This window comes from Bosea sp. 685 (assembly GCF_031884435.1).
Classification (GTDB): domain Bacteria; phylum Pseudomonadota; class Alphaproteobacteria; order Rhizobiales; family Beijerinckiaceae; genus Allobosea.
In genome coordinates, this window is record NZ_CP134779.1 from 5789970 (window position 1) to 5805191 (window position 15222).

Here is a 15222-nt window from a genome sequence, read left to right on the forward strand (position 1 = left end):
TCACGCAGATATGGAGCGAGACGCCCACCCCTGGCGGAAAACCCCGCACCGGGCAGTCCCAAGCATTTTTCGTATCAATGCCGTTGAAAGAACGAGATTTTCGAGACTTGAGGCGCTGCGGCCGATTGCATGGCTCGGCGCAATCCCATATGAATCTCATTCATTAAGATGGAAATATGAGCATCATGCCCGCAAATCATGCGCGCGACATCAAGGTGACCGAGGCGATGTCTCCCCCCGAGGGCGGCGCCAAGCAGATCGGCGAGAGGCTGCGCAGCCTGCGCGGCGAGCGCAATCTCACCATTCTCGATCTCGCGGCCAAGGCAGGCGTCTCGGCCGGCATCATCAGCCAGATCGAACGCGGCAACTCCAACCCGTCGATGAAGACGCTGCAGCGCATCAGGGCGGCGCTCGGCGTGAACCTCTGGGAGTTCCTGGCGCATCGCGAGCCACAGACGACCGAAGATCCGCCCTTCGTGCGACGTGGCGCACAGCGGCCGCGCATCGTCGTCGGCGAGACACGGCTGGTGAAGGAACTGCTCTCGCCCCGCAATGACGAGAATCTGCGCTTCATGATCGTGACGCTGCCGCCGGGCGGAAACAGCGAGGACGTGCTCATCGGCACCGGGCAGAAGGGCGGCTATGTCATGTCGGGCTGCATCGAGCTGACCGTCGGCGAGCGCATGGCCAGGCTTGCCGAGGGTGACAGCTTCCAATTCAAGAGCGATGCTCCCCACCACATCGCCAACCGCTCGGATGCGGACGCCAAGCTGCTCTGGATCATGAGCGTCCTCGACACGCATCTCTAGAACCCTTCCCCCGAAATACGCCACGCCAAGGAAAGCCAGCCCATGTCGCCTCCGGTCACGCGCATTCGCAGCGATGAGACGCTGCCGAATTCAGCCGATGTCGTCGTGATCGGCGGCGGCATCGCCGGCATCACCACCGCCTATCATCTCGCGAGGAAGGGCCATTCCGTCGCGGTGGTCGAGAAGGGCTATGTCGCGGGCGAGCAATCGAGCCGGAACTGGGGCTGGTGCCGCCAGCAGAATCGCGACCTGCGCGAATTGCCGCTGGCCCAGCGCGCCGTCGAGATGTGGAACGGGCTCAACGAGGAACTGGGCGCGGATACGGGCTTCCGGCGCACCGGCCTGGTCTATGTGACGACCAAGCAATCCGATCTCGACGCCTGGTCCAACTGGACCGACAAGGCACGCGAGATGCAGATGCATAGCCGCGTGCTCTCCGCCGCCGAGGCCAAGGCGATGTCGCCGGGCTCGACCGAGAACTGGGTCGGCGGCATCCATTCGCCGACCGACGGCAAGGCCGAGCCGGCGCTCGCCACCCCGGCCTTCGCGGAAGCGGCCCGCAGGCTCGGCGTGACAATCCACCAGGATTGCGCGGCGCGCGGGCTTGAGACCTCGGCGGGCCGCGTCTCGGCGGTCGTCACCGAGAAGGGCACGATCCGCACCAGCACCGTGCTCGTCGCCGGCGGCGTCTGGACCTCGATGTTTTGCCGGCACCACGGCATCGACATGCCATTGGCCGGCGTGCAGTCGACCTCGTTCTTCACAGCGCCGGCGCCGGAGGTCACCGTCGGCGGCATCTCGACGCCGGACGTCACCTTCAGGCGCCGGCTCGACGGCGGCTACACGATCGGCATCAGCGGGCGCGGGCTGCTTCGCCTCAGCCCGCAGGGGATGATGTATGCCAAGCCGTTCTGGGCCACCTTCAAGAAGCGCCACAGGCTGCTGACGATCCGCGCCGACAAGACCTTCTTTTCGGGCCCCGAGGCCCTGATGCGCTGGAGCAACGACAGCATCTCGCCTTTCGAAAAGATGCGAACCTACGATCCGCCGCCGCAGGAAAAGCTGATCAGCTTCGCGCTGAAGCGCATCGGCGAGATCTATCCGCAGCTCGCCGATGTGAAGATCGCGCACAAATATGGCGGCCTGATCGACTTCACGCCCGACTGGGTGCCGGTGATCTCGGCCATCGACAAGCTGCCGGGCCTGCATGTCTCGGCCGGCTTCAGCGGCCATGGCTTCGGCGTCGGGCCGGCGGCCGGCCGGCTCGCGGCCGATATCATCGCGGGCGACGCACCGATCGTCGATCCCCACCCCTATCGCTATAGCCGCCTCGTCGATGGCAGCGATCTCGGCGAACCCGGATTGATGTGAAAGCGGGCAGCGCGCTGTTCCCATCACCCCCTTTTTTCCTTCCCCTGCCATCCGCCTCTGCGGTGCGGCCAATCACGGACACGACCGATATGATCACCCGTCACGAGAAGAGCGCCCGGCTGAGCCGCGTCGTCGTCGCCAACGGCTTCGCCTTCCTCTCCGGCATCACGGCCAAGGATCGCAGCGGCGGCGCCAAGGAACAGACCGCCGACATCCTGGCGCAGATCGACCATTTCCTGGCGCTCGCCGGCACCAGCAAATCGAAGATCGTCACCGCCAATATCTGGCTGAAGGATATCGGCGCGTTCAATGAAATGAACGCGGCCTGGGACGCATGGGTCGATCCCGAAGCGCCTCCGGCACGCGCCACCGTCGAGTCCCGCCTTGCAGCCGAGGCGATTCTCGTCGAAATCCAGGTGCAGGCCCTGGTCTGACGCAGATCGTGCTGCGCGGGTGGGCGAAGGAGACGGACGAGATGCGCACCCTGCAGGACACCGCCAAGGCACTGGCAAACGAGACGCTCACCGCCCGCGCCCTCGTGGAGGAATGCCTGGCGAAGATCGCCGATCCCGCTGGTGAAGGCGCACGCGCCTTCACCAGCGTCTCCGCGGACACAGCCCGCAGTTCCGCCGACGCGCATGACGCGCTACGGCGCGCCGGCCGCGCAGCCGGCGCCTTCGCCGGCATCCCCTTTGCGGTGAAGGATCTCTACGACGTCGCCGGCGAACGCAGCATGGCCGGCTCGCGCGCGCTCGCCGACAGCGCGCCGGCGAAAGCCCATGCGCCGACGATCGCGCGCATGCTGGCCGCCGGGTTCATCCCCATCGGCCGCGCCAACATGACCGAATTCGCCTATTCCGGCATCGGCGCAAACCCGCATTACGGCACGCCGCTCAGCCCCTGGGACCGCGCCTCGCGCCGCATTCCCGGCGGCAGTTCGTCGGGCTCGGCCGTGGCGGTTGCGGATGGGATGGCTATTGTCGCGCTTGGCAGCGACACCGGCGGCTCCTGCCGCATTCCAGCCGCGCTATGCGGCATCGTCGGCTACAAGCCGACCGCGCGGCGGGTGCCACTCGACGGCGTCATCCCGCTTTCCGGCAGCCTGGATTCACTCGGGCCGCTCGGCGCCAGCGTCGGCTGCTGCGCCATCGTCGATGGCGTGCTGGCGGGCGAGACGCCTGCCCTGCCCGCGACGCGGCCAGTGTCGGGCCTGCGCCTGGCGATCCCGACCCAGATCGTGCGTGACGGCATGGATGCAGCGGTTTCCGCTGCCTTCGACAAGGCGATCGCGCGACTGAGCGGGCTCGGGGCGCGCATCGTCGAAGTCGATTTCGCGCCGCTGTCCGAGATCGGCCGGGCGATGGTCGCGGCCAAGGGAGGCTTTGCGGCGCCCGAGGCCTTTGCCTGGCACCGTGAGTTGCTGGCAAGCAAGGGCGATCTCTATGATCCACGCGTAAGCAGCCGGATCGCGACCGGAGCGCAGATGCTGGCCGCCGACTATGTCAATCTAGTTCAGGCGCGGCGCGATATCATCGCCGCGATGGACGCGCAGACAGCCGGTTACGACGCTCTGGTGATGCCGACCTGCCCGATCATCGCGCCGCGCCTCGACGAGTTAGTCGAGGATGCCGAGTATTTCCGGCTCAATACGCTGCTGCTGCGCAATCCGAGCCTCGGCAATTTTCTCGATCGCTGCTCGATCAGCCTGCCCTGCCACGAGCCGGGACAAGCGCCGGTCGGATTGATGCTGACGGGCGAAACCGGTGGCGACCACGCCTTGTTTTCGATCGCGGCCGGGGTCGAGGCCGCCCTGCGGCATTGAGACCGACGCCAGGCGCAAAGATGATCCAATGCCGGCGGCAGTTCGCGCGTTAACGTCGCGACGAGACTGTCCCCCGGAGCCTTGGATTCATGTCACCGACGATCGAACGCATCGCCAGCGACGAGCGCCTGCCGACCGAGGTCGATGTCGTGGTGATCGGCGCCGGCATCGTCGGCAGCGCGGCGGCCTATTACCTGGCGAAGCGCGGCCATTCCGTCGCGTTGCTGGAGAAGGGCGTCGTCGGCGGCGAACAATCGAGCCGCAACTGGGGCTGGTGCCGGCAACAGAACCGCGATGCGCGCGAATTGCCGCTCGCCATGCGCGCCATGGAATTGTGGGAGCGCCTCAACGGCGATATCGGCCGCGATATCGGCTTTCGCCGCACTGGGCTGGTCTATGCCAGCAACGATGCCGGCCAGATCGCGCAATGGGAGAAATGGCGCGGAACGGCCCGGCAATTCGGCATCGAGACACACATGCTGTCAGGTGCCGAGGCCAGTGCCATGACGAGCGGCACCGGCCGGTCCTGGCTCGGCGGCGTGCATTCGGTCAGCGACGGCAAGGCCGAACCCGCCCTGGCCGCTCCCGTGCTCGCCCATGGCGCAAGATTGAACGGCGCGACGATCCATCAGGATTGCGCGGCGCGCGGGCTCGACATCACCAATGGCGCCGTCACGGGCGTGATCACCGAGAAGGGGTCGATCCGGACCCGCTCCGTCATTCTCTCCGGCGGAGCCTGGGCTTCGGCCTTCTGCCGCCGCCACGGTCTTCGGTTCCCCCAGGCGAGCGCTCGCCAGTCAATTCTGCGGACGGAGATCGCGCCGCAACTGCTCGATGCGCTCTATACGCCCGACTGCGCGCTGACACGCCGGCTCGACGGCAGCTATACGATCGCGATCAGCGGCAAGGCGACGCTCGATGTGACGCCGCAGGGTCTGCGCTATGCCCGCGATTTCATGCCGATGTTCGTCCGACGCCTGAAGGCGCTCGAGTTCGGAATCGGCCCCTCCTTCTTCAAGGGGCCCGAAGCCATGATGGGGAGCTGGGCCTTCGACAAGGAAACGCCGTTCGAACGCATCCGCGTGCTCGATCCCGCCCCCAGCCGCAGTGCCATCGCATTGACGATGGCGCGGGCTCGCGCGCTCTATCCCGCGCTCAAGGATGTCGGCGTCCGCGAAAGCTGGAGCGGTTATGTCGATTCGACGCCCGACGCCGTGCCGGTGATCTCGCCCGTAGCCGGGCTGAAGGGCTTTGTGCTCGCGGCCGGCTGCAGCGGACATGGCTTCGGGCTCGGGCCCGGCATCGGCCATCTCGCCGCCGATCTTGCGGTCGGGGACACGCCGATCGTCGATCCCCGCCCCTTCCGGCATTCACGGCTGATCGACGGTTCGAAGGGCGAGATCGGCGAGTTCTAGCCCGGCTCAACCACGCGCCAGGCCGTGGCCGTGTCATAGAAGAAGCGCTCCTCGGCAATGCGGTCACCGCGCCAGCGCTGGATCGCGAGTTCCTCGAGCCGCCTGGTCACGCCGCTCTGGTCGGTCGCGTCGAACACCCAGTTGATCACCACCCTGTCGCCATCGACGAGGACGGCGCGGGCGGGGTGGGTGTGCATTCGCTGCAATCGGGCCAAGGCCTTGGCCTCATGGGCCATCAGAACATCTCGTCCCTGGCGCGGCTCGGTCGCGTTCTCCTGCATGGAGGCGTCCTCACAATAGAAATCCCGGATGGCGCCGACATGATCACCGCTGACGACGGCGGCGACGAAGGCCTCGACACGCTTGCGATCAGGCATGCGCTGCTCCCTGCTCATGATCTTCAGCAGTCTTCTACTCGGTTTTCTCCAAGCCGCATCGTTCGAAAGCGCGGGCTCCGTCAGGCGGCCAGCGTATCGGCAAGCCGTGCGATCATTGCCATCGCGCCGGCAAGTTCGCCATCGGTGATGTATTCCTCAGGCCTGTGGGCGCGGTTGACGTCGCCCGGCCCGCACACGATCGAGGCGATGCCCGCCGCCTGATAGAGCCCGGCCTCGGTGCCGAAGCTGACCGCCTGCTGGCGCGGCAGCCCTGACGCCGCTTCGGTCAACGCGACCAGCGGATCGGCCTCGTCGAGATCGAGCGGCGGGTAGTCGCTCATCGTCTCGAAGCCGAAGGCGACGCGATGGCCGGTCTTCTCGGCCGCCGCGCGAATGCGCTCGGCCTCCCCTGGCAGGAAAGCCAGCAGGCTGGCCGGCTCCTGGCCGGCGATGGCGCGCGCCTCGATCTCGAAGACGCATTGCGCCGGCACGATATTGATGCCGGTGCCGCCATGGATGGTGCCGACTTGGATCGTCGAATAGGGCGGCGCGAAGGCGGGCGCGAACGGGCCTGCTATGGCGTGCCGCAACGCCTCGTCCTGCACGGCGGCGATCAATTGCGCGGCATAGTGGATCGCGTTGTCGCCGAGATCGGGGCGGGAGGAGTGCCCGGCCTTGCCATCGACGGTGACGCGCTGGGCGATCTTGCCCTTATGCCGCAACACCGGGTGCAAGCCGCTCGGCTCGCCGACGATGCAGCCCAAGGGCTGCGGGCAGAGCTCCGGCAGCCGCGCGATGAGATGGCGCACGCCGACGCAGCCGACCTCCTCGTCATAGGACAAGGCGATATGGACCGGGCGGGTCAGCTTGCGCGAGACGAGATCGGGCACGCTCGCCAGCACGCAGGCGACGAAGCCCTTCATGTCGACAGCGCCGCGCCCGATCAAGCGCTCGCCATCGCGCCGCAAGCTGAAGGGATCGCCGAGCCAACCCTCGGGAGCCGCCGGCACGACATCGAGATGCGCCGACAGGATAATGCCGCCGGGCAGGCGCGGCCCGATCGTGGCGAAGAGGTTCGAGCGGTCTCCCTCCGGCCCGGGCAGGACCACGCTCTCGACGCCGTAGCCGGCAAGAAAGCCGCGGACATGCTCGATGATAGCGCCGTTCGGCGTGCGGCAGATCGACGGAAAGGCCACGAGATCGGCCAGCACGGATTCGACAGTCATTGAGTATCCGCCATCAGGTCATAGGCGCTCGGTCGAGCAGCGATGGCAGGAGCCTAACAGAGCCCGTCGGCTTGACCTCGCATCCTTTCGCCTGCTGCGGCAATCCATGCCGAAGCGGGCCATCTGATCGGCAGAATCTTCGTTGGGCCGGACGCAATTCCATCTCCGTGCCCACGCATGCACCCTAATCTTAGGCGCAACGTGGCGGATTGGGCCGTCGCGGCCACATCCGAAGACGAGAGACGCAATGAGCACCGCTCGGCCGAAATTCATCACCTTCGACTGCTACGGCACGCTGATCGATTTCCAGATGGGGCCGGCCGCACGGCGGGTCTACAGCTCCAGGCTGACGCCCGAAGTGATGGACGGGTTCTACGAGAGTTTCCGAGGCTATCGTCTCGACGAGGTCCTGGGCGCCTGGAAGCCGTTCGACGAAGTCGTCCACAACGCGGTCGAGCGCAGCTGCAAGGCCTGGAACGTGACGTTCGACCCAGCCGATGCCCAGCGGATCTATGACGAGATTCCGAGCTGGATTCCGCATCCCGACGTGCCCGCGGGCCTCGCCAAGGTCGCCAAGGACATCCCGCTCGTCGTCCTCTCGAATTCGATGACGGACCTTATCCCTCATTCCATGGCCAAGCTCGGCGCGCCCTTCCATGCCGCCTATACGGCGCAGGAGGCGCAAGCCTACAAGCCGCTGCAGCGGGCTTTCGAATACATGTTCGACATGCTGGGCTGCGGGCCGGCCGATGTCATGCATTGTTCGTCGAGCCTGCGCTACGATCTGATGACCGCCTACGACATGAAGATCGGCCAGCGTGTCTTCGTGAATCGCGGCCATGAGCCGGGCATCGATTTCTACGGCTATCGCGAGATCAAGAGCATCGAGCAACTCCCCGGCCTGCTTGGGCTTTGACGCGCATGCGCGATTTCAATCCCGACAGCGTCGCCTTCGCCAAGGGCCATTTCATCGCCGGCGCCGTCGTCGATGAGCCTGGCGAGCGATTGACCGTCGCAAGACCGTCCGACGCGGCAGATTATGCCGAATTGCCAATCGCGTCGGTCGAGACGGTCGATCGCGCGGTCAAGGACGCGACCGAGGCGGTGAAGCGCAGCGGCTGGGCGACGCGGCCGCCGCGCGAGCGGGCGCGCGCCATGCAGCGCTGGGCCGAATTGATCGAGGCGAAGGCCGAGGAGCTGGGGCAGCTGGAGGCGCTGGGCTCGACCCGGCCGATCGCCCAGGCCGTGACCGGCGACGTGATGGGCACGGCGGAAGGCATCCGCTTCTTCTCCGAATATGCCGACAAGCTCGGCGGCGAGGTCGCGGCGACGCGAACCGACCATTTCGGCATGATCGTCTCCGAGCCCTATGGCGTCGTCGGCGCGATCACGCCGTGGAATTTCCCCCTCAGCATGGCGTCCTGGAAGGCCGGCCCGGCACTGGCGGCGGGCAACGCCATCGTGCTGAAGCCCTCCGAGCTGACACCGTTCTCGACCGTACGGCTGGCGCAACTCGCCGTTGAGGCCGGTATTCCCGCCGGCATCTTCAATGTCGTGCAGGGCACGGGAGCGGTCACCGGCGATGCGCTGAGCCGCCATCCCGGCATCGCAAAGCTCTCCTTCACCGGCTCGACCCGCACCGGCATCGCGATCATGAAGGCCGCGGCCGAAAGCGGCATCAAGCCGGTGACGCTGGAGCTCGGCGGCAAGAGCCCGCAGCTCGTCTTCGCCGATGCCGATCTCGATAAAGCGGCCGACTGCATAGCCGGCTCATTGCTCGCCAATGCCGGGCAGGCCTGCGTCGCAGGCTCGCGCCTGATCGTGCAGCGGCAGGTCGCTGACGCGCTGGTGGCGGCATTGAAAGGCCGGCTCGCACGCGTGGCACCCGGACCGACCTGGAAATCCTCGACCGGCTTCGCGCCGATCATCTCGGAATTGCAGGCGCGCCGGATCGACACCATCCTGGCGCGCAGCCGTGAGCAAGGCGCCGAATTGCTGCTGGGCGGCAGCCGGATCGAGGGGCATGGCGGCGCGTTCTACCAGCCGACCCTGCTCGCGGGCGTCACGACCGAGAATGCCGCCGTGCGAGAGGAAATCTTCGGCCCGGTGCTCACCATCCAGAGCTTCGAGACGGAGGAAGAGGGTTTCGCGCTCGCCGACCATCCCGAATATGGGCTGGCGGCCGGCGTCTACACCGCCGATCTCGGCCGGGGCCTGCGGGCCGTGCGCCAGCTCAAGGCCGGCACGGTCTGGATCAACCGCTATAGCCGCACGCTCGACTTCATCCTGCCGACCGGCGGCTACAAAAGCTCCGGCATCGGCAAGGATCTCGGCCGGCAGGCTGTCGAGGCCAATCTGCGGCACAAGACGGTACTGATCGATATCGGGGTGTGAGGCGCAGCGTCACGCCGCGCCGTCCTTCCCTCATCCGTTATGCTCGGGCTCGTGGCGAGCATCTCGTGCCATGAGCCTTTCCTTGCCAAGCTAGATGCGGGGAACCCTCTCCCGGATGGGAGAGGGCAGGGTGAGGGTGTGCCCTTTCAGTAGAAGGCGCTGCGCCTCCGTTGCGCCTCAATAATCAGCGGCAGGCCCTCATCCCTGCCCTTCTCCCATCCGGGAGACGGGTTCCCCGCGTATGATCTCATGAGGACAGTGCCTCGAAGTCTCCCTGGAACGGGGCGTAGGATCATGACTGGCTAATAGCTCGCGCGCAGCAGGCCAAGGGCAGGGTGAAGCTTGTCGATCGCCTCGATCTCGGCGCGCAGCTCGGCGATGATCCAGTCGCGGATCTCCTTCACGATCGGCCGGGCCGGACGGTTGGGCGGCGTGACCAGCACGCAGACACGGGCTCCCGCTGTCAGCCGGTCGGACGCAGGTGTCAGCGCGCCCGAGATCAGCGCATGCGAGACGACCGTGCTCCAGCCGAAGGCGATGCCCTGCCCGAGCAGCGCCGCCTGCACGACCACCGCATAATCGGAGAAGCTCAGCGTCTTGACCGGGCCGGAGCGGCCGGTGGCGAAGGGCGGGTACTGGCTCGGCCAGTCCAACGAACTGTCGGTCAAGTGGATAATGGTGTTGCCGTCCTCGGCAGAGCCCGGCCCGGCCGATCCCGGCCGGCAATAACCTGGACTGCACACCGGCAGCATGACTTCGCGGATGACGAATGAACCCGGCTGGACGACCTCGTCGGCTGCTGCGAAGCGCATGCCGAGATCGACATTCTCGACCGGGCCGCGCAACGACCCGGCGATCATCTGGAAACGCAGATCGGCGGCCGGAAAACGCCGCTGGAAGCGGTCCATGCGCGGCATCAGCCAATGCGTGGTGAAGGCCGAGGAGACCGAAAGCGTCACCGTCTCCTTGCCCGCACGCAATTGCTCGATCTCGCGCAATCCCGCCTCGATGCTGCGGAAGCCGTCGGAGACGCGCCGGTACAGCGTCTCCCCTTCCGGCGTCAGGACCGCGCCCTTACCGCCACGCTCGAACAGCCGGACGCCGAGATAACTTTCGAAGCGCGCCAGCATGCGGCTCACAGCCGGCTGGGTGACGTTCAACTCATCCGCGGCGCGCGTGAAGCTGCCGCCGCGGGCCGCCGCCTCGAACACGAAGAGCGCATTGCTAGACGACACCATGCGGCGCAAGTCAGACATTACATGAAGTTATGATCTTCCTGATTATTTGGCAATTGCCGTCTCCCGCCGAAAACCCTTTCATGATCGGGTCGAATGCAGCTTGCGGCGACGGGTTCACAGAGACCCGCACCGCTAGATGGCATGCTCCGGAAGGCACCACCAGGTCATAAGCCCTCCTTATGGCGTGGCCTGAAATCGGTCCTTGTCCGTTCGCGCCAGCAACCGCTGTATTCATGACGGGAGAGTTCGAAATGGCAGAGTTGGGCGGCGAGCGCGTCGAAATCCGGTCCGCAAGCAAGATCTACGGGTCGGTGCGGGCGCTCGACGACGTGTCGCTCGATGTCGCGCCCCATGAATTCGTCTCGTTGCTCGGCCCTTCCGGCTCGGGCAAGACCACTCTGCTCGGCATCCTCGGCGGCTTCATCCAGCCTTCGGGCGGCTCGATCCATTTCGGCGGGCGCGACGTCACCTTCACCCCGCCGCATAAGCGCGACATCGGCATCGTCTTCCAGAATTACGCGCTGTTTCCGCATATGAGCGTCGGCGAGAACGTCGCCTTTCCCCTGCGGGCACGGCGCTTGCCGAAATCGACCTATGCCGAGCGCGTCAAGGGCGCGCTCGCGATGGTCGACCTCGCCGGCTACGAGGAGCGCGGCATCGCCCAGCTCTCGGGCGGCCAGCGCCAGCGCGTCGCGCTCGCCCGCGCCATGATCTTCGAGCCGCGCCTGATCCTGATGGACGAGCCCTTGTCGGCGCTCGACAAGCAATTGCGCGAGACCATGCAGATCGAACTGCGCCAGCTCCACAAGCGGCTCGGCGCCACCATCATCTATGTCACGCATGACCAGCGCGAGGCGCTGACGATGAGCGACCGTGTCGCCATCCTGAAGGACGGCAAGCTCGTCCAGATCGATGCGCCGGCCCGCCTGCACGACCACCCGGCCAACGCCTTCGTGGCGAGTTTCATCGGCGAGGCGACCCTGCTGCCGGTCAAGCGGATCGATGCCTCGAGCGTCGCGCTCGCCGGCGCAGTGCTCAAGACCAGCCGCCCGATCGCGCCTACGGGCGATCTCGTGCTGGCGATCCAGACCGAGAAGCTGCTGATCGAGGACGGCACCGGCGCGCCCGAGCGCAACCGCTTCTCGGCCCGCGTGACCGATGTCGTCTTCCAGGGCGAGAGCCTGCGCGTCTTCCTGGCGCTCGATGACGGCGCCTCCTTGAGCCTGCGCCAGCCCAGCCACTACGAGGCCGCCCGCCGCATCCCGCCGATCGGCGAGCGGCTCGCGGTCAGCCTGCACCCGCAAGACACGATCATCGTCCCGAAAACGGACGGCTGATCGAGCCCGTTCCTTCCAACTGTCCAAGAGAAGACGACGCCATGGCGCTCAGCGATTTCAAGGTTCTCACATTCGATGTCGTCGGCACGCTGATCGACTTCGAAAGCGGCGTTCTCAATGCCGTGCGCCGCATCGGCGGGCCAGCGGCGGCGAAGCTGAGCGACGACGAGATCTTCGCGCCCTATCTCAGGGGGCGCGAGCTCAATTACGAGCGCTCCAGCGAGGTGATGAAGCTGGTCTACATCCACCTTGCCAAGGAACTCGGCCTGCCCGCCGACGAGGCCTCCGCCGACTCTTTCCAGTACGCCATTTTGCAGCATCCGGCCTTCCCGGATTCCGTCCAGGCGCTGGCGCGGCTGCGCAAGCACTACCGGCTGGTCGCGATGACCAATGCCGACCGCTCGACCTTCACCTTCTATTCGCACACGCTCGGCAACCCGTTCCACGACAGCGTCACCGCCGACGAGGCGCTCCACCCCAAGCCCGATCCGCTGTTCTTCGCCTTCAACCGCGGCCGCCAATCGGCCTTCGGCTACAAGCAGGAAGAGATTCTGCACGTCGCCCAGAGCCAGTATCACGACATCGGCGTGGCGAAATCGCTCGGCTACAAGACCTGCTGGATCGAGCGGCGCCAGGGCCAGAAGGGCTTCGGCGGCACGCCGGCCGTGCCGGAGCTGACCAGGCCCGACTACCACTTCCCGACCCTGGCGGCGCTCGCCAACGCGGTCGAGGCCGAGAAGGCATAAGCGCCGGTGTCCAGCGGAGCGCCCTGGCAAGCCCTCGATCCCGCGCCGTCGCTCTGGCAGGCGACGGCCGCGCCATTGTGCGACCTGCCGCCTCTGCAGGGCGACGCGCAGGCCGATGTCGTCATCATCGGCGCGGGCTATACCGGGCTGTCGGCGGCGCATCACCTGGCACAGAGCGGTCTCCAGCCGATCGTGCTGGAGGCCAACCATCCCGGCTGGGGCGCAAGCGGGCGCAATGGCGGCGTCATCACCGCGAAGTTCCGCATCTCCTTCCCCGCCATTGCCGCCGCTTATGGCCGGGACATGGCTCGGCGCATGTACGATATCGCGCTCGAGGCGACCGATATCGTCTCGGAGCTCGTCGATGAATTCGGCATCGAGAATGCGGCCCTGACGCGCTCGGGCCAGGTCAAGGCGGCGCATAACCATGAGACCCTGACCTACGCCATCACCGAGGCGCAATGGCTGAAGGCCGAACTCGGCGACACCACCATGTCGGTGCTCAGCGCCGATCAGGTGCGTGAGGAGACCGGCTCGGACGGCTTCGTCGGCGGCGTGCTCAATGCCGGCTCCGGTGGCATCCACCCGCTGAACTACCTGCATGGCCTCGCCAGGGGCGTCGCCAAACGCGGCATCGCGATCCATGCGGAGACGCCGGCCTTGCGGCTGCGGCGCGAGGGCAGCGGCGTGCTGGTCGAGACGCCGAGCGGGATCGTCCGGGCGCGGCAGGCGATCATCGCCACCAACAGCTATTCCGACCTGACCCCGGCGACGGCCGCGTTCCGCACCACGCTGATCCCGTTCCGCAGCGCCATCATCGCGACGGACACCCTCTCGCCCAATCTGGCGGCGAGCGTGATGCCGACGCGGCGGACCTATACCGAGACCAAGCGGATGATGCGCTGGTTCCGCATGGTCGACGACCGGGTGATTTTTGGCGGACGCGGCGCCTTCGGGAAGAAGGATTCGCCGGCCGCCTTCCGTGCCTTGCACAAGGCGATGACCGGCATCTTCCCGCAGCTTTCGGAGGTGCCCCTGGCCTATCGCTGGTCCGGGCTGGTCGCGATGACGCTCGACTCGGTGCCCCATGTCGGGCGTCTCGACGACCGCGTGCTGTTCGCCATGGGCTACAATGGCGCAGGCGTCGCGATGTCGAGCCTGATGGGGCGCTACCTTGCCGCCTACGCGCGTGGCGAGGCGCCCGATCTCGGGCTGCTCGACGCCGCCCGGATGCGGCGCGTGCCCTTCTACCCGCTTCGAGAACCGGCCGTCCGCATGGTCGCCGGCTGGTATCAGTTTCTAGACGCGATCGGACGGTAGCTCGAAGATCCGATCCAAAAACAGGGGACTAGACATGCTTAAGCACGATTTGGCCAAACGACGCCTGAACACCCGGCTTGCCTGCACCGTCGCAGGTCTCGCCATGGCGCTGATGAGCGCGGTCCCGGCATCCGCCGCCGAGCAGATGCTCTTCGTCTCGCAGGGCGGCGCCTATCAGAAGGCGCAGACGATCGCGATCCTCGACCCTGCCGCCAAGAAGCTCGGCATCACCATCAACCAGGACAGCGTGCCCGACGCCTGGCCGATCATGCGCTCGCAGGTCGCCACGGGTAAGCCGACCTGGGACGTCGTCGACGTCGCCACCAATTTCTGCCTGCGCGGCGGCGAGCAGGGCATCGTCGAGAAGCTCGACTTCAGCAAGATTCCGAACGCGGCGGCGATGCCGGCGGAGTATCGCAGCGATTATTCGATCGCCTACGAGTTCTATTCCAGCGTGATGGGCTACAGCCTGAAGAAATTCCCGGACGCGGCCACCGCGCCCAAGACCTGGGCCGATTTCTGGGATGTGAAGAAGTTCCCCGGCCGGCGCTCGCTGCGCAACCACCCGCTCGCCACGCTCGAAGCCGCGCTGATGGCCGACGGCGTCGCGCCCGACAAGCTCTACCCGCTCGATGTCGACCGCGCCTTCAAGAAGCTCGAGGAGATCAAGCCCAACATCACCGTCTGGTGGACCTCGGGCGCACAGTCGGCCCAGCTCCTCAATGATGGCGAGGTCGACATGGTGATGGCCTGGAACGGCCGTATCAGCGCGCTGGTCAAGGAAGGCGCCAAGGTCACCTACACCTATAACCAGGGCATCCTGCAGAGCACCTCGCTCTGCGTGCTCAAGGGCGCGCCGAACCTGCCGACCGCGATCAAGTTCCTGAACGAGGCGGTCGACCCGGTGCACCAGGCCAATCTGCCGATGCAGATCGATTACGGCCCGGCCAACCCGAAAGCCTATGACACCGGCGTGATCCCGGCCGCGCGCGTCGCGGAACTGCCGAGCGCGCCGGCGAACGCCAAGGCCCAGGCGTTGATGTCCTATGCCTGGTGGACCTCGGCTGACGGCGAAGCGGCGGAAAAGCGCTGGCTCGCCTTCACCCAGAAGTGAGCCAAGCCCCGTAGCGTCATTCTCGGGCCGCGCTCGCGCGGACCCGAGAACCG

At 66.5% G+C, this 15222-nt stretch carries 14 protein-coding genes; 11 read left to right on the forward strand and 3 right to left on the reverse strand.

What is annotated here, in order from left to right:
* Positions 1 to 176 precede the first annotated feature (176 nt).
* From RMR04_RS28225 to RMR04_RS28245, 5 genes are all read left to right on the forward strand, one after another.
* On the forward strand, positions 177 to 809 hold the full coding sequence (locus tag RMR04_RS28225; RefSeq protein WP_311911830.1) for a helix-turn-helix domain-containing protein: 633 nt from the start codon (positions 177 to 179) through the stop codon (positions 807 to 809).
* Between the two features lie 42 nt (positions 810 to 851).
* Positions 852 to 2180: an NAD(P)/FAD-dependent oxidoreductase gene (locus tag RMR04_RS28230; RefSeq protein ID WP_311911831.1), complete on the forward strand. Its 1329-nt coding sequence runs from the start codon at positions 852 to 854 to the stop codon at positions 2178 to 2180.
* A gap of 89 nt (positions 2181 to 2269) precedes the next feature.
* Positions 2270 to 2614: a RidA family protein gene (locus RMR04_RS28235; protein WP_092174350.1), complete on the forward strand. Its 345-nt coding sequence runs from the start codon at positions 2270 to 2272 to the stop codon at positions 2612 to 2614.
* Positions 2615 to 2655: 41 nt separating this feature from the next.
* Positions 2656 to 4002: an amidase gene (locus RMR04_RS28240; RefSeq protein ID WP_311911832.1), complete on the forward strand. Its 1347-nt coding sequence runs from the start codon at positions 2656 to 2658 to the stop codon at positions 4000 to 4002.
* Positions 4003 to 4091: 89 nt separating this feature from the next.
* Entirely contained in the window at positions 4092 to 5417 is a 1326-nt protein-coding gene (locus RMR04_RS28245) for an NAD(P)/FAD-dependent oxidoreductase (RefSeq protein ID WP_311911833.1), read from the forward strand.
* Here the strand turns inward: RMR04_RS28245 and RMR04_RS28250 are convergent.
* A complete protein-coding gene (locus tag RMR04_RS28250) occupies positions 5414 to 5794 on the reverse strand; it encodes a nuclear transport factor 2 family protein (RefSeq protein WP_311911834.1) in 381 nt (126 codons plus the stop codon). The two genes, RMR04_RS28245 and RMR04_RS28250, sit on opposite strands and share 4 nt — an antisense overlap.
* An 80-nt stretch (positions 5795 to 5874) precedes the next feature.
* The gene (argE, locus tag RMR04_RS28255; RefSeq protein ID WP_311911835.1) at positions 5875 to 7020 is read right to left on the reverse strand and encodes an acetylornithine deacetylase; all 1146 of its coding nucleotides are present in this window, start codon (positions 7018 to 7020) and stop codon (positions 5875 to 5877) included.
* A gap of 247 nt (positions 7021 to 7267) precedes the next feature.
* On the opposite strand from argE, the gene RMR04_RS28260 reads away from it, so the two are divergent.
* Together RMR04_RS28260 and RMR04_RS28265 are read left to right on the forward strand one after the other, a co-directional pair.
* Positions 7268 to 7936: a haloacid dehalogenase type II gene (locus tag RMR04_RS28260; RefSeq protein WP_311911836.1), complete on the forward strand. Its 669-nt coding sequence runs from the start codon at positions 7268 to 7270 to the stop codon at positions 7934 to 7936.
* A 5-nt stretch (positions 7937 to 7941) separates the two neighbouring features.
* On the forward strand, positions 7942 to 9414 hold the full coding sequence (locus RMR04_RS28265; protein WP_311911837.1) for an aldehyde dehydrogenase family protein: 1473 nt from the start codon (positions 7942 to 7944) through the stop codon (positions 9412 to 9414).
* 302 nt (positions 9415 to 9716) lie between these two features.
* Here RMR04_RS28265 and RMR04_RS28270 read toward each other — a convergent pair whose 3' ends face one another.
* Positions 9717 to 10670: a LysR family transcriptional regulator gene (locus RMR04_RS28270; RefSeq protein ID WP_311911838.1), complete on the reverse strand. Its 954-nt coding sequence runs from the start codon at positions 10668 to 10670 to the stop codon at positions 9717 to 9719.
* Positions 10671 to 10903: 233 nt separating this feature from the next.
* Between RMR04_RS28270 and RMR04_RS28275 the strand changes: the two genes are divergently transcribed.
* The 4 genes from RMR04_RS28275 to RMR04_RS28290 all read left to right on the forward strand — a co-directional run bounded on the left by RMR04_RS28275 (position 10904) and on the right by RMR04_RS28290 (position 15169).
* Entirely contained in the window at positions 10904 to 11989 is a 1086-nt protein-coding gene (locus RMR04_RS28275) for an ABC transporter ATP-binding protein (RefSeq protein ID WP_311911839.1), read from the forward strand.
* A 41-nt stretch (positions 11990 to 12030) separates the two neighbouring features.
* Positions 12031 to 12735: an HAD-IA family hydrolase gene (locus RMR04_RS28280; protein WP_311911840.1), complete on the forward strand. Its 705-nt coding sequence runs from the start codon at positions 12031 to 12033 to the stop codon at positions 12733 to 12735.
* A gap of 6 nt (positions 12736 to 12741) precedes the next feature.
* Complete coding sequence (locus RMR04_RS28285) at positions 12742 to 14055, forward strand: NAD(P)/FAD-dependent oxidoreductase (RefSeq protein ID WP_311911841.1); 1314 nt, start codon at positions 12742 to 12744, stop codon at positions 14053 to 14055.
* Between the two features lie 103 nt (positions 14056 to 14158).
* Positions 14159 to 15169, forward strand: coding sequence for an ABC transporter substrate-binding protein (locus RMR04_RS28290; protein WP_311915972.1), 1011 nt, complete (start codon positions 14159 to 14161; stop codon positions 15167 to 15169).
* The last annotated feature ends 53 nt before the right edge of the window (positions 15170 to 15222 follow it).